Below are 21,829 nucleotides of genomic sequence, written 5' to 3'. Positions count from 1 at the left end.
GTCATCGCCACCGCGCCCACTACGCCGACCGCGGCGAACCCCGCCCGACGAAACGTCAAAGTCCAGACCGCCACAGCATTCCCTCCACCCAGCAGCCGCACCATCGCGGCCCGACCCAGCCATCCCTCCCCCACTCCAGAACACCCCACCCCGCCACACGGACCAAGGCCACCTGATCAGCCCAGCAGCCCGAGCCCCGACCACGCCCCGGATTGCCCCGGCCTGCCCCGGCCCAGTGAGCCGTTGAACTCGACTTCCCTATGCCGCGGCTCCTACCATCATCGTGGCCGGACCCGATCGAGGGCGGCGGCCGTGTTGCACCTGTTGAGGGGAAGCGACGTGGAGGACGAGGCGAGCAGCTCCGCGGAGGCATCGCGGCAGGCCGGGCGGCGGCGAAACGGCGATCCCTACCTCGGGGTTCTGGACGCCGCACTGTTCGCCGTGGAGATGTCGGAGAAGGACCGACCGCTGGACATGCTGGACACCCTGCTCAAGCCCTGGATCCGGGAGGTGCTGGACAGAGACCTGGGCCTGGCGTACTCGGCCGACAACCTCACCCAACTCGCCGACGACGTCGCCCGGATACTCGGACGCGGCTACCACTACTGCGAGTTGCGCAAGCAGCTTTCGCAGGACCGCAACAGATCGGACCGGGTTCCGGAAGCGATCTGGCGGATCGTCGACGACATCTCCTGGCTCAAGGTGTTCACCGTGGCGGTCCTCCCTTCGGAGGAGTCCGCCTTCGCCCTGCGCAGGACCGTCGGCCCCGGTAGGTTCGGGAGCGACACCGCCCACTGGCAGTTCTCAGCCATGCCCCATCTGCGCCTGGACCGCGTCCCGGAACAGCGGGCGGACTTTCTGATCGTGGTGTCGGGGATGGGCCCAGACCATGCGTCGGGCCAGGTCCACGTCCCCGCCGGACTCAGAGACCACCCGGTGTGGGTGGAGCAGTTGGGCCACGCCTTCGCGGGGCTCGGCCACACTGTCACCCTGTCCTGAGCTTGTCCTTCAAGGTCCGATCGGGCCAGTGGCGACGCGCGGCACCGGCTCGCCAACCGCCGCGAGTAAATCCATTGACACCGAGAGCGTTCAGGCGACAAGACTGCGCCAGTGAATACCCTGCCGCCGCTGCCCGGCCCGCTCCCTCAGCCAGTACCGGACCCGCGTGTCCGCAACGTCGTTCTCGACTATGCGGGCATGGACGCCTTGGTGGCCGACCTGATTCTGCCCGGCGACGCGTCGATGTATGTCATGAGCGCGATGGAAACGTCCCGCGAGCTCATCCGGCACTCCTACTACCGGTACGAGTTCGCCACCGTCGCCGTCACGCATTCCCTGTTCGCCCTGGAGCGCGTCCTGACCGAGCGTCTTGCCATCAACGAACCGATCCAGGACCTCATCGGGCGGGCCGCCGATGCAGGGCTCATTCCGGCCGAACTCGCTGCCAAGCTGGACCGCAGCCGACTACTGCGCGACAAGCTCACGCAGGCCACTGTGACAAGTGCCGCCCTCAGCCCGGTCAGGGCCGTCACCATGGTGCGTGCCGTCTTCGATGCTGTTTCTCTGCTCCTTCCCCGACCATCTGCGGCAGAGGTGGCAGCTGTCGACATGAACGGACCGCAGCCTGAAGACCGACTCGCCCGCCTGTGGGAGGAACACCGGCGTGCCCTGTACCCGGACAGCTTCCGTGGTATTGACCTTGAGGGCGTAGAGCTTATCCTCCTGGACGCCAACGTCGCCGGCCTCATTCAGAGAGAGCTTGACGGTGGGCTCGACGACAGTGGCCTTGCCATCCTCTGGGCTTGCATCGCCGACCTCGACAAGGTGGTGACCCAGATCAACTCGGAGTACTGCGTCTCCTACTTTGGCAGGCTTCGGACGATGGCCAAGCTCGCAGCAACCCGCTATACCCCCACCGCGACCTGACATGTGGAGCCCAAATGGGGATCTCCCACGACGCGCGTCAGGGTCTGGCCCGGTCGCGTTCGATGATGGTCTCGGGCGCCCGACGGTTTTGTCCACGTCGTAGCGGGTGGCGGGTTGCTGGTTCTTGGAGCCGAGCGGTCTGCCGGGGCCGGGCCGGTTGGGTTCGGGTGCACAGGCCGGCGGTCAAGGCTATTCGGCGCGTCCGAGCGCAGCCATGGCGAGACGTCCACCGCGAGCACGATCCGGCCGTCCTGCGTGCGGGGGCACCGGCAGGGCCGCCAGTTCCGCGCGCAGCCGGTCCACCTCGATCCGCCCGCAGTTCAGCGCGTCGTACAGGGCGCCGTGGCCACCAGGTGCTCTGCCGTCAGCGTCAGGTCGACCAACGATCTGACCGGCCGTCGGCACACAGCAGCGCACCGGTCAGCTCAAAAAGCTGTCCCTGCGGGTGGTCAGGCAGTCGTAGAAGTCCTGCCGGAAGCAGGACAACACCGACAGGGACTCGACGCGATCGGCATCGTCGCGATCACTCATCCAGACGGCCTTTGTCGGTGATCATGGGTACTCGCAAAGCACATGATCACGCTAAACCGCTCTGCTGTCCGCCGAACGAGAGGACTGCGGGCAGTTGCCGAGCCGGCCCGCGGACGACCGGGATCACACCTGTCAGGGGCGGCCCCTACTCTCGCCCCATGGAATTCAGCGATACGAGCGGCTTCCGCCTTGCAGCGGATCTTCCCCCAGGGCGAGTTACGCCCAGTGCATCACCGGTTCTCTGGCTCTCCGACACTCCGATCCCCGACCCCGCCGCCTGGTGGGCGCGATGCCAGAAGCAGGTGCAGGACACCGGTCTGCGACCCGTGCTCTACTCCTGGCCCAGCGACCCCCATCAGCCCCAATTCCCCGACGATGTATCGGAAAGCCAACTGGATGCCGACCTGGAGGCGACCTGGTGCTCCTACCGCGCACTGCAGCTACGCCAGCAGGCTGAGCCGTACCAGCCGTACCAGCCTCCCGAGGGCTTGATGGACTGGGAGGATGATCCCGGACCCCCCTATGACCGATGTCCGGGGCTGGCCCCAGCCGGAGTCGCTACCGGCATCAGCGATCCGGACGACACCGCGCAACTGGTCATCGAGAAGCTGACGGCCAGTCACCACGGCCTCAAGGACGCTCACCTCGCCCTCGTGCCGGCCGCCCACAGCGGCGACATCCCAGCAGTCATGGGCTGGCCTGCCGATGCGCCACGCGCTTCCCTGTGCACCATGCTCCGCAGCTGGGAGGGACGCTTCGGCACCCGCGTTGTCGCCATCCAAGGCGCGATGGTCTACGTATCCGTCGCCCGCCCACCCCAGGTACTCGCCCACGCCACACACATCGCCCTGGAACACGTCCTGACCGGTGCGGACAACATCAACGACGGAACGCCCTTCCCCCGCTATGCCGAATCCCTCATCGGCACCCACCTCTGGTCCTTCTGGTGGGATTGAACGCCTCGGAACTGGGACCAGAGGTTGAAGAACAAGCTGAGCTTGTTCTTCATCTTCGCCAGTCTGTGGCTGGGTAGGCCGGGCCCATGCGGGCGTCAAGCCTTCCGACGATCTTGCGGAGTTCGCGGCCTCCGCGAGGCGACATGGCTCGGATCACGCTGTCGAGTAGAGCGCGGCCTTCGAGCGGGTTACCGCAGCAGTACCAGTGCACGTTGCCGTTCATCCCGGGCTGGCCGTACTCCGGCGTCTCCCGGGTGATCACCCCGCCGCACGCCGACATCGCCTGCGCCGTCGGAGCCGCCTCCGCGCATGTGGGCGCGAGCGCCGAACTCGTCCTCCCCGCCGACGAGCAGCTGCAGGGCGCCATCGACGATCTCTGCGAGAAGGTCTGCGCCCCCTCGCAGCGGCGGCGGAATTCACTAAGGCAGGTTGATAAGGTAGCCTTATCATATGGATGATGATCTGGACCCCGGCGACGTCGCCGCAGCCCTGCTGACGAGTCTCAGCGTGCTGGTGCGACGGGTGCGCCAGGTACCCGTCGAGGGCGGGCTGACCATGCCCGAGCGGACCGCCCTGTCCCACCTGGACCGCTCGGGCCCGACCACCTCCTCGGCACTGGCCCGGGAGGTGCAGATCACCGCCCAGGCGATGGGGGCGACCCTCGGCGCACTGCGAGGCCGTGGCCTGGTCGAACGCCGCCCGGATCCCCATGACGGCCGGCGGGTGGTGCTGACGGTGACCGACGCCGGTCGGCAGGCGCTGAAGAACAAGCGCAACGCGCGGGCCGAACTCATCGCCCGGGCGCTGACCGGCGGCACCTTCACCCCGGCGGAGCTGGAGCAGCTCGCGTCGGCCGCACCGCTGCTGGAGCGGTTGGCCCAGAACATCTGATGCCAGGACCACCAAACAAGGGGGCAATCTGATGTCCGGTCATCCCATCATCCGCGCTGGCGACCGTCCGGCCGGTGACCGTCCGGTCGGCGATCGGTACAAATGGACGGCGCTGACCAACACCACCGCAGCGGTCTTCATGTCGGCGCTGGACGGCTCCATCGTGCTGATCGCCCTGCCGGCGATCTTCCGGGGCGTGCACCTGGACCCGCTGGCCCCGGGCAACATCGCCTACCTGCTGTGGATGATCATGGGCTACCGGCTGGTCCAGGCCGTCCTGGTGGTCACCGTGGGCCGCCTGGGCGACATGTACGGCCGGGTCCGCATCTACAACTCCGGGTTCGCGGTCTTCACCTTCGCCTCGATCCTGCTCTCCTTCGACCCCTTCGACGGCGGCCACGGAGCCATGTGGCTGATCGGCTGGCGGGTGCTGCAGGCCGTCGGCGGGGCAATGCTGATGGCGAACTCGGCCGCGATCCTGACCGACGCCTTCCCCAAGGAGCAGCGCGGCTTCGCGCTCGGCATCAACCAGGTCGCCGGACTGGGCGGGATGTTCATCGGCCTGGTGGCCGGCGGTCTGCTGTCGGCCTGGGACTGGCGCGCGGTGTTCTGGGTGAATGTGCCGGTCGGCGTCTTCTTCACGGTGTGGGCCTACCGCACGCTGCGCGAGACCGGGCAGCGCGGCGGCGGCCGGATCGACTGGTGGGGCAACATCACCTTCGCGGTGGGGCTGAGCGCGGTCCTGATCGCGGTCACCTTCGGTCTGCAGCCCTACGGCGGACACACCATGGGCTGGACCAACCCGCTGGTGGACGGGCTGATCGGCGGCGGACTGGTCCTGCTGGCGGTGTTCGTGGCCATCGAGAACCGGATCGCCGCGCCGATGATCCAGCTCAGCCTGTTCCGGCTGCGGGCCTTCACCTTCGGCAATCTGGCGGGCCTGGCCATCTCGATCGGCCGCGGCGGGATGCAGTTCGTGCTGATCATCTGGCTGCAGGGGATCTGGCTGCCGCTGCACGGCTACGACTACAACGCCACGCCGCTGTGGGCGGGCATCTTCATGCTGCCGCTGACCGCCGGGTTCCTGGCCGCCGGACCCGTCTCCGGCTACCTGTCCGACCGGCTCGGCTCGCGGGGCCTGGCCACCGGCGGCGCGCTGCTGTTCGGCGCCAGCTTCCTGGGCCTGATGCTGCTGCCGATCGACTTCAGCTACTGGGTCTTCGCGGTGCTGATCGCACTCAACGGGATAGCCAGCGGCATGTTCGCCTCGCCCAACTCCTCCTCGATCATGGGCAGCGTGCCGAGCCATCTGCGCGGGGTGGCCTCCGGCATGCGCGCCACCTTCCAGAACTCCGGCACCGCCGTCTCCATCGGGGTGTTCTTCTCCCTGATGATCGCGGGACTGGCCAACAGCCTCCCGCAGACCCTCACCGCCGGCCTGCAACAGCAGGGCGTGCCGGCCCATGTGGCCGCCCAGGTCGCCGGACTCCCCCCGGTCTCGTCGCTGTTCGCCGCCCAACTGGGCGTCAATCCGATCCAGCACCTGCTCCAGCCCAGCGGCGTGCTGACCCAGCTGACGGCGGCGCAACAACAGGCCCTGACCGGACGCGAGTTCTTCCCGCAACTGATCTCCGGGCCGTTCCACTCCGGCCTGGTCATCGTGTTCGCCTTCGGCGCCGCCCTCGCCCTGCTCGCCGCGATCGCCTCCCTGCTGCGCGGGGGCGGCACCGCCGCCAAGGCTCCAGGACCGCAGCCGGCCGCCGCCGACGCCGGCAACCAGCCGACCTCCACAGCAGAACAAGCCACTGCAGAACAAGCCACAGGAGAACAAGCATGACGCTGACCACGATCGACCCCACGTCCGCCCTCGTCGTGATCGACCTGCAGAAGGGCATCGTCTCGGCCCACACCGACCCCTCCGTCACCGCCGTCGTGAAACAGGCGACCCAGCTGGCCGCCGAGTTCCGGCGGCACCACCTGCCCGTGGTGCTGGTCAATGTCACCGGACGCGCCCCGGGCCGCACCGAGGCCGGATGGTCCGGCGGTGGCAGCGCGCTGCCGGACGGCTGGGCCGACCTGATCGACGAACTCGAGGTTCAGCCGACCGACCACCTGATCACCAAGCGGCGGCGCAGCGCGTTCCACGACACCGGACTCGACACCCTGCTGCGGGACCTGGGCGTCACCCAGCTCGTGCTCGCCGGCATCTCGACCAGCGCGGGCGTCGAGTCGACCGCGCGCTCGGCCTCCGACTACGGCTACCACGTGGTCCTGGCCACCGACGCCATGACCGACCCCGACGCCGACTCCCACCGCCACAGCATCGAACGCGTCTTCCCCAAGCTCGGCGAAACCGCCACCACCGCCGAGGTCATCGACCTGGTCGAGGCAACCCGATGACGCTGCTCGGCCGACTCCTCAACAACCGCAGGGCAGGCGAGACCCACACCGCCTGGAACCTGCCCAACCTGCAGGGCCCCGAGCTGCTGACGCTCACCAGCCGCCACTTCGGCGACGGCGAGGCCATACCGCTGGAGCAGTGCGCGAAGACCATCGGCGGCCTCGACCGGTCCCCCCAACTGTCCTGGGGCCCGCCGCCGCCCGGCACCGCGCAACTGCTGCTGGTTGTCGAGGACATCGACGTCCCCCTGGCCAAGCCCGCCGTGCACTGCGTCGCCCTGGTCGACCCGGCCTCCGGGCCCCTGGAGCCCGGCGCCCTCGCCGCGCGGCAGCCTGCCGCTGGAGTGCGGCCGCTGAGGTCCACCATCGGGCGCGGCTACCACGGCCCCGCGCCGATCAAGGGCCATGGGCCGCACCGCTACGTCTTCCAGCTGTTCGCCCTCGCCACCCCGGTGGCCGGCGCCCCCGACGCAACGCCCCCGGACCGGGCGCGGCCCCGCGCCCTGCTGCCCGCCGTCACCGCACCCGTCCTCGCCCGCGGCCGACTGACCGGGGTCTTCGAACGCTGACACGACGGCAGACCAGTACGGTGGTCGGGCCGGCCACCGCGGGCCCGGGCTCCCCCTCCACCCCCGGTACGCTCCCCCACCATGAACGACTCCAGCGCCGCCCCGGACGCCACCGGCTTCGGCACCTCCGCTCCGATCCATCCGGCCACCACGGCCACCCGCCCCGCCCACCCCGGTCTGCCCGAGAACGGCCGGTCCGGCGCCGACCTCCTGGCCGACCTCGCCGTCCTCACCGCCGCCGACCTGCCGACCCGGGGCGGCCGGACCACCGCCTATGTCTACGACAGCGGCCGCCCCGAGGTCCGCGACGCCGCCGAGCGGGCCTATCTGGCGATGATGGAGGTCAACGGCCTGGACCCGACCGCCTTCCCCAGCATCGTCGCCCTGGAACGCCAGGTCGTCGGCGCCACCGCCACCCGCCTGGGCGGTGACGACACCACCCCGGGCATCTTCACCAGCGGCGGCACCGAGTCGATCATCCTCGCGGTGAAGGCCGCCCGGGACGCCCGTCCGGACATCCTCGCCCCGGAGATCGTCGTCCCGGTCACCGCCCACGCGGCCTTCCACAAGGCCGGCCAGTATCTGCGGGTCACCGTCCGCAGCGCACCCGTCGACCCGACCACCTTTCGGGCCGACCCCGCCGCGATAGCAGCGCTCTGCAACGAGAGCACTGCTCTCGTCGTCGCCTCCGCCCCCTCCTACGCCCATGGCGTCATCGACCCGGTCGCCGAGATCGCCGCCGAGGCCGCCGCCCGCGGCATCCCCTGCCATGTCGACGCCTGCGTCGGCGGCTGGCTGCTGCCCTGGCTCGCCGAGGCCGGCGCGCCGGTCCCCGCCTTCGACTTCTCCGTCCCCGGGGTCACCTCCCTCTCCTGCGACCTGCACAAGTTCGGGTACGCGCCCAAGGGCGCCTCGGTGCTGCTGTTCCGCGAGGAGGCGATGCGCCTGCACGCCTACTACGCCTGCGCCGCCTGGCCCGGCTACAGCGTCGTCAACTCCACCATCCAGAGCAGTAAAGGGGCCGGACCGCTGGCCGGGGCCTGGGCCACGATGCAGGCCCTCGGCGCCGACGGCTACCGCGAGCTGGGCCGCGCCGCCCTCGCCGCGACCCGCCGACTGATCGCCGGCGTGGAGGCCGTCGACGGCCTCACCGTCCTCGGCTCCCCCGAGGCCACTCTCGTCGCCATCGGCGCCGACCCGGCCGACGCCACCCCGCTCGACCTCTTCGCCCTCGCCGACGAGACCCGCGCCCGGGGCTTCTTCCTGCAGCCCCAGCTCAGCCTGGACGGCCTGCCCGCCAATCTGCACCTGACCCTGACCGGCGTCAGCGAACCCGGCGTCGAGGAGCTGCTCGCCGTCCTCCGCGAGTGCGTCGACCTGGTCCGCCCGCTCGGACCCCCGACGCCCCCGGCCGACATCGTCGAGTTGCTCGGGCAGGTGGACCTCACCCAGCTCGACAACGCCTCCTTCGCGGCCCTTCTCCCCGCCGCGGGCGTCGACCTGGCCGGCGACAACGCGGCCCGGATGGCCCCGGTCAACCGCCTCCTCGACGCCCTCCCGCCGGCGACCCGCGAGGTCATCGTCACCCGCTTCCTGTCCGCCCTCTACAGCCCGTACCTGGGCGGCTGAGGGCGGACAGGAGGTCCTTGGCCGCCGCCGCGCAGACCGGTCCCGGGCTACGTCCGGGACCGGACGCGTGGGAAGCCGGGCGCGGCGAGGCCGAACACCAGGCCGTCATCCCAGCGGAGGATCCGGCCTCCGAGAACAGTCTTGTCATGAGCCTTACCAACCAGTCAGTAACTGACGTAACGTCAATTGGACTCATCCATGGGAGGAGCGCTCCATGCGACGACGCACGTCCCGAATCAGAACCGCCGCGGTGGTCGCGGCCCTGGCCACAGCCTGTGCCATCGGGCTGCCGCCCAGCTCGGTCGGTGCCGCCGCGCACCGCGCCTACGCCGCCGACGACTACTGCCAAGGCCAGTGCAACGACATCCTGCCGCCGGGCGAGAACGGCAACGCCACCCTCGCCGACATCCTCGCCAACCGCGTGCTCGGCACCCGTCCCGCCCACACCGACGACCAGCTCGGCCCCTACGCAAGCCTGGTCGACGGCTACACCGGCCTGACCGACGCGAGCCTCGGCAGCTTCTTCGACGACGCCTCCTTCGGCGTCCCGGCCGACCAGGTCGCCAGCACCATCCACCCCCGGGCCGACGTCACCATCGTCCGCGACAAGGCCACCGGGGTCCCGCACATCACCGGCACCACCCGCTACGGCACCGAGTACGGCGCAGGCTACGCCGCGGCCCAGGACCGGCTGTGGGTGATGGACCTGTTCCGACACGTCGGCCGGGGCCAGCTCAGCAGCTTCGCCGGCGGCGCGGCCGCCAACCGGCAGCTGGAGCAGAGCTTCTGGCAGGCGGCTCCCTACACCGAGGCCGAACTCCAGCAGCAGATCGACTCCATCGCCGGCCAGGGCGCCCGGGGACAGCAGGCGCTCAGCGACGCCCAGGCCTACGTCGACGGCATCAACCAGTACATCTCCCGTGCGTACAACTCCCGTACCTTCCCCGGCGAGTACGACCTCACCGGCCAGATCAACGCCATCACCAACGCCGGCGCCATCCAGCCCTTCAAACTCACCGACCTGGTGGCGCTGGCCTCGGTGATCGGCGCGCTGTTCGGCTCCGGCGGCGGCGGCGAAGTGCAGTCCGCGCTGGTCAAGGAAGCCGCCGAGGCCAAGTACGGCACCGCCCAGGGCGACCGGGTCTGGAACTCCTTCCGCGAACGCGAGGACCCCGAGGCCGTGCAGACCCTGCACCAGGGCCAGAGCTTCCCCTACGCCCAGGACCCCGCCGATCCCCAGGGCACCGCCATGCCCGACCCCGGCTCGGTGACCGCCCAGCAGCTCGTCTACGACCCCACCGGCAGCGCCGTCAGCAACGCCCGCGCGGCGGTCAAGGCCCCGGCGGCGCTGAAGCCGCTGCAGGGCGTGTTCGACAACGGCGTGCTGCCGGGCGACCTGCTCACCGCCAAGCACGGCATGTCCAACGCCCTGGTGGTGTCCGGAAAGTACACCGACGACGGCCACCCCGCGGCCGTGTTCGGGCCGCAGACCGGCTACTTCGCCCCCCAGTTGCTCATGCTGGAGGAGATCCAGGGCCCCGGCATCAGCGCCAGGGGCGCCGCCTTCGCCGGCCTCAGCTTCTACGTCGAGCTGGGCCGCGGCCAGGACTACTCCTGGAGCGCCACCTCCGCCAGCCAGGACATCACCGACACCTACGCGGTGACCCTGTGCAACACCGACGGCACACCCGCCACCAAGGCCTCGACCGGCTACCTCTACCAGGGCAGTTGCACACCCATGCAGGCCCTGGAACGCGACGACTCCTGGGGCCCCACGCTTGCCGACTCCACCGCCGCCGGCTCCTACAAGCTGATCATGTACCGGACCGCGTACGGCCTGGTCACCGCCCGCGCCACAATCGGCGGCGCCCCCGTCGCCTACACCTCGCTGCGCTCCACCTACATGCACGAGGTCGATTCCATCATCGGCTTCCAGATGCTCGACGACCCCGGCGCCGTCGACTCGCCGCAGACCTTCCAACAGGCCGTCCAGCACATCGGCTACACCTTCAACTGGTTCTACGCCGACGACGCGCACACCGCCTACTACAACTCGGGATACAACCCGGTGCGCCCGGCCGACGTCGCGCCGGACCTGCCCGTCCTCGCCCAACCCCAGTACGCCTGGCTGGGGTTGGACCCCGCCGCCTACACCGCCGACTACACCCCGCCGGCGCAGCACCCGCAGAGCATCGACCAGGACTACTACGTCTCCTGGAACAACAAGCAGGCCGACGACTACGCCGCGGCCGGCTTCGGCGACGGCTCGGTCCACCGCGCCAACCTGCTCGACTCCCGGGTCAAGGCCCTGGTGACGAGTGGTCAGAAAATCAGCCGGGCCTCACTGGTGCAGGCCATGGAGAACGCCGCCGTCACCGACCTCCGCGGCCAGGACGAACTGCCGCTGCTGCTGCGGGTGCTGCAGAGCGCCCCGGTCACCGATCCGGCCCAGGCCGCGGTGGTGCAGCAGTTGCAGGCCTGGCTGCAGCACGGCGCGCAGCGGCGGGAGACCTCGCCCGGCAGCCACACCTACGCCGACGCCGACGCGGTGCGGATCTTCGACGCCTGGTGGCCGCTGCTGGTCCAGGCCGAGTTCGGCCCCGGCATGGGGTCCGACCTGTTCACCGCCATGACCGGCGCGCTGCAGATCAACGAGTCCCCCTCCGGTGGCCAGACCGGGCCGGTGAGCGGCACGGCGGACGCCAATGAGTCCATCCCGCACAAGGGTTCCTCGTTCCAGTACGGGTGGTGGTCCTACACCGACAAGGACCTGCGCTCCGTCCTCGGCGACCCGGTCGCCGGCGGCCTGGCGCAGCCCTACTGCGGCGGCGGGGTCCTGGCCCAGTGCCGACAGGTACTGCTGACCTCCCTGCAGCAGGCCGCGGCCGAGACTCCGGCCCAGGTCTACCCCGGCGACAGCGGCTGTTCGGCGGGCGACCAGTGGTGTGCCGACTCGATCGTCCAGCGGCCGCTGGGCGGGGTCACCGACGCTGCAAGCAACTGGCAGAACCGGCCGACGTACCAGCAGGTCGTGCAGTACACCTCGCACCGATAGGCGCCTGCGGTACGGGCGTGGGCGGCTGCGGTGCGATCATGGGGCGGTGACCACTGCAGACACGGCCGGGTTCGTCTTCTTCGACGTGGACGGGACGCTTGTCCCCGGGACCAGTTCCTCGGTGTTCCTGGCCGGGTTCCTCGGCCACCAGCGGGCTCTCATGGTGGCCGAGGACGCCTATGCGGCGGGGCAGCTGACGAACCAGCAGGTGTCCGTGACCGATGCCGAGGGGTGGACCGGCCACGGCGAGGAGCAGGTCCGCGGCTGGCTCGTGGACCTGCCGCTGGTCGACGGCATCGCCGAGACCGTCGCCTGGTGCCGCGAGCAGGCGCTGGCGCCGGTGCTCGCCACCCTCGCCTGGGACCCGGTCGGACGGCACATCGCCGAGCGGTTCGGCTTCCGGGCTTTCTGCGGGGCCGAGTTGGAGGTCTCCTCGGGCCGCTACACCGGACGCGTGCGCCGGGATTTCGACGAGTACGACAAGCGCGACTTCGCCCTGCGCCAGGCCCGGGAGGGCGGCGTCGACCCGACCCGCTGCGCCGCCGTGGGGGACAGCCGCTCCGACCTCCCGCTGTTTGCCGCGGCGGGCCTGAGCATCGCCTTCAACGCCACCCCGGCAGCACGGGCGGCGGCCTCGACCGCCGTGGACGGCGACGACCTGCGCACGGTGATCCCCGCCCTCCGGGCGTGGCAGGCCCGGAACTGACCCGCTGCAACCTGCCGTGGTGTCAGGTCCAGGTGGTGTCAGGTCCAGGTGGTGGCTCGGGCCTCGAAGACGCCGGGGTCGCTGTGGACCGGCACGACGCACACCAGGTGGCCGCCGGGCGCGCGCAGGACCCGGCAGTCCAGCCACTGCGACACCTGCGTGGCGCCCAGGGCGAGCAGGCGGGCGGTCTCGGCCTCGACGTCGTCGGTCTCCATGTCGAGGTGGAAGCGAGGTTCGTCATCGACCGACTGGACGATGGTGGCCAGCCCCGGCAGCGCCTGCGGCAGGACGGTGAACTGCGGTTCGCGGGGGTCCGGTCGGGCCGCGACGCCCAGAGCGGCGGACCAGAAGGACGTCGCCCGGGCGGCCTCGGCCGCGGGGGTGTCGATCAGCAGGGCGTAGACACGGCTCCGATGCATGCCCTGCACGGTATCGGTCTGGGTCAACTTCCGGGCGGCCGGGCCGCAGGCACGGTAGCGTGCACGCGTTCGAGCACCTCGGCACGGCTTCGGAGGCCGCACATGATCGGCTTGGTGGCGGCGTTTCTCGCGGGCTGCGTGGTGACCTTCGCCCTGACCCGGCTGCTGGACCGTCGACCCGCGCGCCCCGCGGTCGGCCCCGGTGGCGGTGGCGGTGGTCGGCGTCCGCGCGGCGCGGACCGGGGTACGACGCGCGTGGACGAGGCCGTCACCGCCTTCGGCGAGGAACTGGAGCATCTGGACTTCGACCCGGCCGCGGCCGCGGTGACCGAGGCCATGCTCGCCGACTACCAGGCCGCCCTGGACGCCTACGACCGGGCGAAGCTGCTTCCGGTCGGCGAGGAGCCGCGGATCGCCCGGGCCCTGGACCAGGGTCGGGCCGCGCTGGTCCGGCTGTCGGCCCGGATCGAGCACCGGCCGATCCCGATCGAGGCGCTGGAGGGGTCACTCGCCCCGGCGCCGGCGGTGCGGGCGGACGCCGACCGCTTCCTGCACGCGGGAACCGCCGCCGGAACGTTCGAGGTGCTGGTGGACCGGCCGGAGCCGGGGCGCCCCACCATCGCCGAGATCAGCTTCAAGGGCAACGGCAACTTCTTCGTCCACCCGGTGACCCGGACGGCGAGGCAGCTCGAGACCGGGCAGGCCCTGGTGAACTTCCAGAAGGCCTACCGCGGCCGGCACTTGATCGACGACTCGACCACCCATCTCAAGGTGGAACTGCTGAACATCGAGGGCGCCTGCCGCTGGTCGGTGCGCTTCCTGCCGATCGCTGAGGCGCTGCCGCTCGAGGGAGTGGCCCACGGCCGGAACCCGCACGAGGTGCTGGTGCACAGCGGCGGCCGCACCACCGTCACCGTCCAGGTCAGGACCACCGGCACCTGGCAGGTGAAATACCGCTCGCCGACCCGCGCCAGCCGCGACGGCACCGACTGGATCTACGGACTCGGCGACGGAACCAAGGAGCTCGCCGTCCCCGCAGCCGGCTGGCTGCTGGTGCACCTGCCCGAGGGCGGGGAATGGTCGCTGCAGACGCCGTCCTGAACCGGCAGCCCGACGGTATGCGGCGGCGGTGACCACGGCCGACCTGCTGCGCACCCTCGCCGTCGAGGCGACGATCCACCATCTTGACCTGACCCGGTCCCTGCCCGACGCGCCGGGCCCTTCCGAGCTGGGGCTCAGCGAAGCACGCCGAACCCTGGACAGCCTCCTGGGCCGACCCGTACCCCTCCCCTGGGACGACGCGCTCTACCTCCGCAAGGCGACCGGCCGCACCCCGGTCAGCTGAAGGCCGTGCTCAGGGTGATGGTGACGGTCTTCCCGTCGCGATGGGTGCGCACGGTGGTCTCTTCAGCCACGCGGTTCAGCAGGTTCATCCCGAAGCCACCGTTCCCGCCCGCCAGGTCCGGTTCCCGGAGCACCGGCGGTTCGGGGCTGGTGTCGGTGACCGCGATGACCAGGCGGTGGTCCTGGCGCAGCAGGTCCAGGGCACAGGGCCCGGGCGCGTGGCGGACCGCGTTGGAGACGAGTTCGCTCACGGCCAGCACCGCGTCCTGCACCAGCACCTGCGGTAGCGGGGGGCGCAACCGCTCCAGGAAGCCCTCGGCGTGGTGGCGTGCCGCGGTGGTGCTGCCGGGAGCGCCGTCCAGGTGGAAGGTGGTCTGCGCGGGCGGGGGTTGGTGGTCCATTGCTGGTCCCCGTGATCGGTTTGTGCCGGAAATGGTGCCGGACCGTGCATCTGCCCCGGTCGCCCGCCTCAATGCTCCTACACAGGAACAGTCCACAGAGTGGAACCCTTACCTACTGGTCGGTCAGCGCGCTGGCCCCGGACCCCTGTCGTCCGCGATCCTTGGAGGTCCGATCCGACCTCACCTGTGGGAGCGCTCCCCTCATGTCCCCCGAACTGTCCTTCACTGTTCAGCAGCGCGCCGGCGCGTGGGCTGTGGTCCAGGTCAGCGGTGCCATGGACTACGACACCAGCCCCGCGCTGGAACAGGCGCTGGCCGCCCTGGTCCAGGACGGGGCCCGGCACCTGGTCCTGGACATGGCCGCTGTCACCTTCTGTGACTCCTGCGGCATCAACACGCTCATCCGCGCCCTGGGCTGTGCCGGACAGGACAACGGGTCCCTCGCGCTGGCCGCCACGACGCCGCGGGTCCAGGGGGTCCTGGAGATCATCGGCGTGGACGCGGTCATCACCATGTATCCCACCGTCGCCCTCGCCCTGGACAGTGTCCCCGGCTGAAGGGTGCCGTGGGCGCCAGCGCCGTCCGGACGCATGTGTGCGCCCCCGCACGCCCCTTACCGGGTGCCTCCGAGGCCACGAGACTGTGGGCCCGCACCGACACCACCGGAAGGGGAACACCCATGGGCACGAGGAACGGCAGAGGCAGACGCCGCACCATGGTGCTGGCCGCCGTCGCGTTACTGGCGGGCGCCGGCGGGGCGGTGGCCGCGGCGGGTCCGGCGGTCGCGGCCACCGGGGACGTGCTGATCCTCCAGGAGGGAAGCACGGGCAACCTGGTCTCCCTGCAGACGTACCTGTTCCTCCCCGGGATCGCCGAACAGGGCGACGGCGTCCAGGCCGGGGCCACCCGGTTCGCCGTCACCAACCTCACCGACAAGACCGTCACCCTGACCGAGAAGACCCCGGCAGGCTCGGTGGCGCACAGCGGTACGGTGGCCTCCGGCTCGTCCGGCGCCTTCGCCGTGACCGCCGGCGACACCGTGTCGATCGCCGCGCCGTCCGACTAGCCCGACATGGTTCTGATGCCGCGGCTGAAGCTGGCCGCCAGCGCGGCGGCGGTGACCAGCAGGGGGAAGGCCAGCAGCGCCGTGCGCCCGGCGACGTGGGCCAGCAGCACTCCGGCCAGGGCCGGCGCCAGCGCGGCCGCCGAGGTGGCGGCCAGCAGGATCACGCTGACCACCCGGCCCTGCAGGTGGTCCGGGGTGACGGCCGCCTGGTAGCCGAAGAGGGCGGCGTTGGCGCTGGGGCCGAGGAACACGGCGGCGGCCAGGGGCACCGCGGTCACGATGCTGTCGGACACCAGCACGGCGACCGCCATCAGCGCGGCGGCGGACCAGCAGATCACCACGATCAGCGTCGGCAGCCTCAGCCGGCGCTGCAGGGCCGGGGCAGCGAAAGCCCCGAGCAGGCCGCCCAGGCCGAAGATCATGCTGACCAGGCCGACCAGGACCGGCGACAGCCCGGAGCGCCGCAGTGAGATGATCACCGCGAAGATCATGCCGGTGAAGGCCATGTTGAGCGGGGCGGCGACCACCAGCAGGGCGCGGAGGAACGGATTGCCGAGGACGAACCGCAGGCCCTGCCACCAACCCCCGCCCCCGCCCGCGGCCTCGGCCGTGGCCGGGTCCGGTCGGGGCTGTTGCAGGGGTTGGCGAATGCTGAGGACGGCCCCCAGCGACAGCAGGAAGCTCAGGGCGTTGCCGAAGAACGGCAGCGCCCGGCCGAGCCCGAACAGCAGGCCCCCCAACGGCGGCCCGGCCAGCGAAGTGCCGTACGCCCGCGCCTCGTTGCGGGCGACGGCACCGAAGATCTGGTCCTGGCGCACCAGGCTGCGGACCGCGGCGTGTTCGGCGGTACTGAAGACGGCCGTCGCGGCGGCGCCACCGGCCACCACGGCCAGGATCACCGCCGGGCCGGCCGCACCCGCCACCACCGCACAGCCGAGGACCGCGTACGCGACCAGCCGGAAGGCGTCGCAGACGATCATCAGCAGCCGTCGGTCGAAGCGGTCGACGAGGACGCCGGCCGGCAGCCGGCAGGCGGTCGCGACGACGAGGCCGGCCGTGCCGACCAGACCGGCCTGCGCCGGTGACCCGGTCAGCTGGAACACCAGCAGCGGCAGCGCCAGGTCGGACATGGCGCTGCCCAGGTCGGAGAGGCACTGACCGGTCCAGAGCAGGTTGAAGGAACGGTTGCGCCACAGGCCGGGCGGCTGCGTCACTCCGGCTCCGTCGTCGAGACGACCAGCATCTTCGTCACCGAACCGTCGTCGGCGACCACGTCGCGCAGATGCCGGAAGCCCAGCCTTCGGCACGCCGCCAGGCTGGCGGTGTTCTCCGCGCCCACCATCCCGTAGACCTCCTTGAGGCCGAGGTTCTCGGCCGCGTGGCGCAGCAGGCCGCGACCCACCTCGGTGCCCAGGCCGCGGCCCCAGAACTCCGGGGCGAGCGCGGTGATGAGTTCATGGCCGTCGACGTTGCCGGTCTTCTTCACCTCCGCGTGGCCCGCGTAGACGCCGTCCAGCCACAGGCCCCAGACGTCGAACAGCTGCTTGGGGTACACATCGGTCTGGATCGCGCGGAACAGCGTGCGGATCTCCGCCTCGGGCGAGCGTTCCTGGCCCATCCAGCGGCACACCTCCTCGTTGCGCAGCAGGGCGACGAAGACGTCCTCGTCCTCGGCGCGGTACGGGATGAACTCCAGGTGCTCGGTGCGCAGAACAGGGGTCATGGCGGTTACCTCCGAGAGGGTCAGGCTCCGGTGTTCTCCATGCGCTCGCGAAGGCTCCGCGGACGCATGTCGGTCCAGACCTCGTCGACGTAGGCGGAGCACTCCGCCTCGGTGCCCTCCTTGTCGACGGGCTGCCAGCCCGCGGGGACCTCGATGTCGACCGGCCACAGTGAGTACTGCTCCTCGTCGTTGCGCAGCACCTGGTAGCGGGTGTTCTCGTCCATGTCTGGCTCCTTTGTCGTTGTTTGATTCCTCATCGGGTGCCGCGGGCATGCCGGGCGATGTGGCGCAGGGCCTCAGCGAACTCCTCGGCCACCCGGCGCACGGTGGCTGTGTCGTGGACGGCGGGGCGGTGGTGCCAGGTGAAGGCCAGTCGGCCGTCCTGCACCGCGCCCACCACCTCCACCAGGTGGGAGCCGCCGTCCCCGGGGTCGTGATCCTGGCCGAAGGAGCCGTGCTCGGCCCGCACCAGGCCGTCGCCGGCGGCCCCCGCGGGGCCGTCCCACTGGCCGAGGTAGTTGAAGACCACCTGGCTGTGCGCGGCGGCCCGAGGCGTTCGCGGACCTCGGGCGGGCCGAAGGTGCGCAGGGCGCCGAAGCCCAGTCCGTTCCCTGGCACCGCGCGCAGCTGGCGCCGCACCGACTTCACCAGGGCGCGCCAGTCGCGGCCCGCGTCGAGTTCCTGGGGATCGGGCACCTGGAGGGGCACCGGGTGGACCGTGGTGAACCAGCCGACGGTGCGGGACAGGTCCACCCCGTCGACCACCTCCTCGCGGCCGTGTCCCTCCAGGTCCAGCCGGACCCGCTGCTGGCCGGTCCATCGGGCCAGCGCCAGGGCGAGTGCGGCCAGCAGCACGTCGTTGACCCGGGTCCGGTAGGCCGTCGGCGCGGCGCGGAGCAGGGCCTCGGTGTCCTCCTCCCCCAGTTTCGACGGTGACCGCCGCGGTCTCGGTCGGATCCGGACCCGCAGGCTGCTCGGGCGGGCCCGACTCGGCGGCCACCGCCTGCTCCCAGTAGGGGAGTTCGTGGTCCAGGCCGCCTTCGGCGACATGGGCCGCGAGCTTGTGCGACCACTCCCGGAACGAGGTGCCGCGCTCCCCGAGGGTGACCGGTCCGCCCCGCACGGCCTGCTGGTAGGCACGCTCCAGGTCGTCGCGCAGCACCCGCCAGGAGACGGCGTCGACGACCAGGTGGTGGGCGACCAGGAGCAGGTACACCGGCCGGTCTGGATCGCCGGCGAACAGGGCCGCCCGCAGCAGCGGTCCCCGGGCCAGGTCGAAGCCGGCGTGCAGCTCGTCGGCGGCCTTGGCCATGGCCGCGTCGGCCTCCTCTGCGGACTGCCCGGTCAGGTCGTGGCGGACCAGGACGTCGCCGGTGCGGGCCGGCGGCGGGTTGAACTGGTGCCAGCCGTCCTGGTCCCGGGTGAACCGCATGCGCAGGGCGTCGTGGTGCTCCAGCAGGGCGTCCAGCGCGGCGGCGAGGGCCTGCGGATCGGGAGGCCTGGTGAGTTCCAGCAGGGTGGACTGGTTGAAGTGGTGGTGGGCGGCGCGCGGGGTGGTCAGGAACCACTCCTGAATGGGTGTCATCGGCACCTCCCCGGTAACCGGCCCCTCGTCGCCGCCCTCGGCGACCACCCGCACGACCGCGGCCAGCTCGGCCAGGGTCTGATGGGTGAACAGGTCCCGGGTCGCCAACTGCAGGCCGTCGCGGCGCAGCCTGGACACCACCTGCATGCTCAGGATGGAGTCGCCGCCGAGCACGAAGAAGTTGTCCTCGGCGCCGATCTCCTCGATGCCCAGCACATCGGCCCAGACCCGGGCCACCCGGCGTTCGGTGTCGGTCCGCGGCTCGGCCCGGGGCCCGGCGGCGGTCTGCCCGAGGCCGGGACCGGGTTCGGGCAGGGCCCGGCGGTCGGTCTTGCCGCTCGGGGTGAGCGGCAGTCGTTCCATCGGCACGAACAGCGACGGGACCAGGTGCGGCGGCAGGAGACCAGCCAGGAAGCCGCGTAGTTCCGCGACCGGCAGCCGTTCCTGGACGGGGTCGGCGGATGCGTCGGCGGGGACCGCATAGGCCACCAGGCGGGCGGACCCGGCCCGGTCGGTGCGCAGGACGACGACCGCGTCGCGCACCAGGGGGCTGCGGCGCAGCGCGCTCTCGATCTCGCCCGGCTCGATCCGGAACCCGCGCAGCTTGATCTGGTCGTCCGCGCGTCCGACGAAGCGCAGGTCGCCGTCGGCGTGCCGGCGCACCAGGTCGCCGGTGCGGTACATGCGCGCGCCCGGCGCCCCGAACGGGTCGGCGAGGAACCGCTGGGCGGTCAGGCCCGGGCGGCCCAGGTAGCCGCGGGCGAGGCCGGGCCCGGCCAGGTACAGCTCCCCCGGCACCCCGGGCGGGACGGGTCGCAGCGCGGTGTCGAGGACGTAGCAGCGGGTGGCGCCGGAGGGGCGGCCGATCGGCGGGGTGCCCGCGCCCTTGGCCAGCGGGCCGGTCCAGGTCGCCACCACCGTGGCCTCGGTGGGACCGTAGGAGTTGACCATCCTGCGGCCGGGTGCCCAGGTGTCGGCCAGCTCGGCCGGGCAGGCCTCGGCGCCGACGATCAGGGTGCGCAGTGCGGGCAGCGCGTCGGCCGTCCCGGGCTCCACGGTGGCCAGCACCGCCGGGGGGATCAGCGTGTGGCTGATCCGCCGGTCGGCGAGCACCTCGGCCAGCCGCTCCCCGACCAGCGGCCCCTCCTCGCCGGTGACCAGCGCGGCCCCGCTGAGCAGCGAGACGCACAGTTCCAGCACGGAGGCGTCGAAGCTGGGCGAGGCGAACTGCAGCACCCGGTCGCCGGGTCCGGCGGCGTACTGCTCGGCGGCGGCCGCGGCGAAGCTCGCCAGCCCGCGGTGGGTCACCACCACGCCCTTGGGGGTGCCGGTCGATCCTGAGGTGTAGATGACATAGGCGGGGTGGGCGGTCAGCAGCGGGGCGATGCGGTCGGCGTCAGTGGGTGCGGTCTCCGGGCCCTCCGCGAGCCAGACCTCGGCCGGGTCGTCGAGCACCAGGTGGGCGCCCGCGTCGCGGACCAGGAACTCCCTGCGCCGCAAGGGATAGTCCGGGTCCACCGGGAGGAAGGCGCCGCCGGCCTTGGTGACGGCGAGCTGCGCCACCACCGCCGCCGCCGTGCGGGGCAGTGCCAGGGCCACCAGCCGTTCCGGTCCCACGCCGCGGGCCATCAGGCGGTGGGCCAGCCGGTTGGCCGCCCGGTCCAGCTCCGCGTAGGTCAGCTCCCGGTCGCCGTCCGCCAGTGCCACCGCGTCGGGGGTCCGGGCTGCCTGCCGCTCGAACAGCTGCGGCAGGGTGGCCTCGGGCACCGGCCGGAAGCCGCCCTGGGCCTGGTCCAGCAGGGCCTTCAGCTCATCGTCGTCGGTGAGCGGCAAGGCGCCGAGGGGGCGTCCGGGATCCTCCGCGACGGCGGCCAACAGGGTGCCGAGCTGCTCGGCCATCCGCTCGGCCGTGGCCGGGTCGAACAGGTCGGTGTTGTAGGTGATCAGGCCGCGCAGCGCGCCCGCGTCCGTCTCGGCGAACTCCAGGGTGAGGTCGAAGGCCGCCTGCTCCAGCGCGGACTCGACCTCGGTGACGGCGAGGCCCGGCAGATCGGGTTCGACCGCGGGGGTGTTCTGCAGCACGACCATGACCTGGAACAGCGGACTGCGACTGGTGTCGCGGACCGGGTGCAGCTCGTCCACCACCCGTTCGAACGGCACATCCTGGTGCGCGAAGGCGTCCAGCACGGTCTGCCGCACGTCGTCGAGGAACTCGGTGAAGGGCTGTCCTGTCTCGACCCGCGAGCGCAGCACCAGGGTGTTGACGAAGAACCCGATCAGGTGCTGGGTCTCGGGCCGGTCGCGGCCGGCGGTGACGGTGCCGACGGCGATGTCCGCGTCGCCGCTGAGTCGGGCCAGGTAGGCCTGGGCGACGGCGACCAGGGTGGTGAACAGGGTGGCTCCCCGGTCCTGGCCGACCCGGGCCAGGCGGCGGGCGGTCCGGGCCGGCAGCTCCAGCCGGGCGGTGCCGCCGTTGCTGGTGCGCACGGCGGGACGGGGCCGGTCGGTGGGCAGCCGCAGCGGCTCGGTGCCACTCAGCTGTTTCCGCCAATAGACAAGCTGCTTGTCCGTTTCGCTGCCGCCGACCCCCCGCTGCCAGTGCGCATAGTCGGCGTACTGCACCGGCAG

At 71.5% G+C, this 21,829-nt stretch carries 21 protein-coding genes; 15 read left to right on the top strand and 6 right to left on the bottom strand.

The window, feature by feature from the left end:
* Positions 1–339: 339 nt before the first annotated feature.
* From ACXKR8_RS47585 to ACXKR8_RS47535, 11 genes are all read left to right on the top strand, one after another.
* Complete coding sequence (locus ACXKR8_RS47585) at positions 340–999, top strand: hypothetical protein (protein WP_458270769.1); 660 nt, start codon at positions 340–342, stop codon at positions 997–999.
* Between the two features lie 198 nt (positions 1,000–1,197).
* Positions 1,198–1,926, top strand: a complete 729-nt coding sequence (locus ACXKR8_RS47580) for a hypothetical protein (RefSeq protein WP_462100171.1) — start codon at positions 1,198–1,200, stop codon at positions 1,924–1,926.
* A 689-nt stretch (positions 1,927–2,615) separates the two neighbouring features.
* The gene (locus tag ACXKR8_RS47575; RefSeq protein WP_458270767.1) at positions 2,616–3,413 is read left to right on the top strand and encodes a DUF4253 domain-containing protein; all 798 of its coding nucleotides are present in this window, start codon (positions 2,616–2,618) and stop codon (positions 3,411–3,413) included.
* 212 nt (positions 3,414–3,625) lie between these two features.
* Positions 3,626–3,871, top strand: a complete 246-nt coding sequence (locus ACXKR8_RS47570) for a hypothetical protein (RefSeq protein WP_458270766.1) — start codon at positions 3,626–3,628, stop codon at positions 3,869–3,871.
* Entirely contained in the window at positions 3,864–4,304 is a 441-nt protein-coding gene (locus ACXKR8_RS47565) for a MarR family winged helix-turn-helix transcriptional regulator (RefSeq protein WP_458270765.1), read from the top strand. Before ACXKR8_RS47570 ends, ACXKR8_RS47565 begins: the two co-directional genes overlap by 8 nt.
* A gap of 31 nt (positions 4,305–4,335) precedes the next feature.
* A complete protein-coding gene (locus ACXKR8_RS47560; protein WP_458270764.1) occupies positions 4,336–6,141 on the top strand; it encodes an MFS transporter in 1,806 nt (601 codons plus the stop codon).
* Positions 6,138–6,704: an isochorismatase family protein gene (locus ACXKR8_RS47555; RefSeq protein WP_458270763.1), complete on the top strand. Its 567-nt coding sequence runs from the start codon at positions 6,138–6,140 to the stop codon at positions 6,702–6,704. Before ACXKR8_RS47560 ends, ACXKR8_RS47555 begins: the two co-directional genes overlap by 4 nt.
* Entirely contained in the window at positions 6,701–7,273 is a 573-nt protein-coding gene (locus ACXKR8_RS47550) for a YbhB/YbcL family Raf kinase inhibitor-like protein (RefSeq protein WP_458270762.1), read from the top strand. The genes ACXKR8_RS47555 and ACXKR8_RS47550 overlap by 4 nt, the downstream gene beginning before the upstream one ends.
* 81 nt (positions 7,274–7,354) lie before the next feature.
* The gene (locus tag ACXKR8_RS47545; protein WP_458270761.1) at positions 7,355–8,902 is read left to right on the top strand and encodes a pyridoxal phosphate-dependent decarboxylase family protein; all 1,548 of its coding nucleotides are present in this window, start codon (positions 7,355–7,357) and stop codon (positions 8,900–8,902) included.
* Between the two features lie 214 nt (positions 8,903–9,116).
* Positions 9,117–11,957, top strand: coding sequence for a penicillin acylase family protein (locus ACXKR8_RS47540; protein WP_458270760.1), 2,841 nt, complete (start codon positions 9,117–9,119; stop codon positions 11,955–11,957).
* Positions 11,958–12,003: 46 nt separating this feature from the next.
* On the top strand, positions 12,004–12,663 hold the full coding sequence (locus tag ACXKR8_RS47535; protein WP_458270759.1) for an HAD family hydrolase: 660 nt from the start codon (positions 12,004–12,006) through the stop codon (positions 12,661–12,663).
* 38 nt (positions 12,664–12,701) lie between these two features.
* Here ACXKR8_RS47535 and ACXKR8_RS47530 read toward each other — a convergent pair whose 3' ends face one another.
* Positions 12,702–13,082, bottom strand: a complete 381-nt coding sequence (locus ACXKR8_RS47530; RefSeq protein WP_458270758.1) for a VOC family protein — start codon at positions 13,080–13,082, stop codon at positions 12,702–12,704.
* A gap of 102 nt (positions 13,083–13,184) precedes the next feature.
* On the opposite strand from ACXKR8_RS47530, the gene ACXKR8_RS47525 reads away from it, so the two are divergent.
* Together ACXKR8_RS47525 and ACXKR8_RS47520 are read left to right on the top strand one after the other, a co-directional pair.
* Complete coding sequence (locus tag ACXKR8_RS47525) at positions 13,185–14,183, top strand: hypothetical protein (protein WP_458270757.1); 999 nt, start codon at positions 13,185–13,187, stop codon at positions 14,181–14,183.
* Positions 14,184–14,211: 28 nt separating this feature from the next.
* The gene (locus tag ACXKR8_RS47520) at positions 14,212–14,427 is read left to right on the top strand and encodes a hypothetical protein (protein WP_458270756.1); all 216 of its coding nucleotides are present in this window, start codon (positions 14,212–14,214) and stop codon (positions 14,425–14,427) included.
* On the opposite strand, the gene ACXKR8_RS47515 is transcribed toward ACXKR8_RS47520, so the two are convergent.
* Positions 14,420–14,827 (bottom strand): ATP-binding protein, encoded by a 408-nt coding sequence (locus tag ACXKR8_RS47515; protein WP_458270755.1) that lies wholly within the window; start codon positions 14,825–14,827, stop codon positions 14,420–14,422. The two genes, ACXKR8_RS47520 and ACXKR8_RS47515, sit on opposite strands and share 8 nt — an antisense overlap.
* Before the next feature lie 203 nt (positions 14,828–15,030).
* Between ACXKR8_RS47515 and ACXKR8_RS47510 the strand changes: the two genes are divergently transcribed.
* Both ACXKR8_RS47510 and ACXKR8_RS47505 read left to right on the top strand, forming a co-directional pair.
* Entirely contained in the window at positions 15,031–15,384 is a 354-nt protein-coding gene (locus tag ACXKR8_RS47510; RefSeq protein WP_458270754.1) for an STAS domain-containing protein, read from the top strand.
* 122 nt (positions 15,385–15,506) lie between these two features.
* The gene (locus ACXKR8_RS47505) at positions 15,507–15,893 is read left to right on the top strand and encodes a hypothetical protein (RefSeq protein ID WP_458270753.1); all 387 of its coding nucleotides are present in this window, start codon (positions 15,507–15,509) and stop codon (positions 15,891–15,893) included.
* Here the strand turns inward: ACXKR8_RS47505 and ACXKR8_RS47500 are convergent.
* From ACXKR8_RS47500 to ACXKR8_RS47485, 4 genes are read right to left on the bottom strand one after another with little or no spacing between them, the layout of a single operon-like run.
* Positions 15,890–17,107 carry an MFS transporter gene (locus ACXKR8_RS47500; RefSeq protein ID WP_458270752.1) on the bottom strand — a complete coding sequence of 406 codons (1,218 nt, stop codon included), beginning with the start codon at positions 17,105–17,107 and terminating at the stop codon, positions 15,890–15,892. The genes ACXKR8_RS47505 and ACXKR8_RS47500 overlap by 4 nt on opposite strands.
* Positions 17,104–17,616, bottom strand: coding sequence for a GNAT family N-acetyltransferase (locus tag ACXKR8_RS47495; protein ID WP_458270751.1), 513 nt, complete (start codon positions 17,614–17,616; stop codon positions 17,104–17,106). Before ACXKR8_RS47495 ends, ACXKR8_RS47500 begins: the two co-directional genes overlap by 4 nt.
* A 20-nt stretch (positions 17,617–17,636) precedes the next feature.
* A complete protein-coding gene (locus tag ACXKR8_RS47490; protein ID WP_458270750.1) occupies positions 17,637–17,840 on the bottom strand; it encodes an MbtH family protein in 204 nt (67 codons plus the stop codon).
* A gap of 29 nt (positions 17,841–17,869) precedes the next feature.
* A complete protein-coding gene (locus tag ACXKR8_RS47485; RefSeq protein WP_462100739.1) occupies positions 17,870–21,823 on the bottom strand; it encodes an amino acid adenylation domain-containing protein in 3,954 nt (1,317 codons plus the stop codon).
* Between the last annotated feature and the right edge of the window lie 6 nt (positions 21,824–21,829).

This window comes from Streptacidiphilus sp. PAMC 29251, assembly GCF_054208735.2.
The sequence above is the reverse complement of the archived record's forward strand: the minus strand, read 5'-3'. Positions and strand labels throughout refer to the sequence as shown.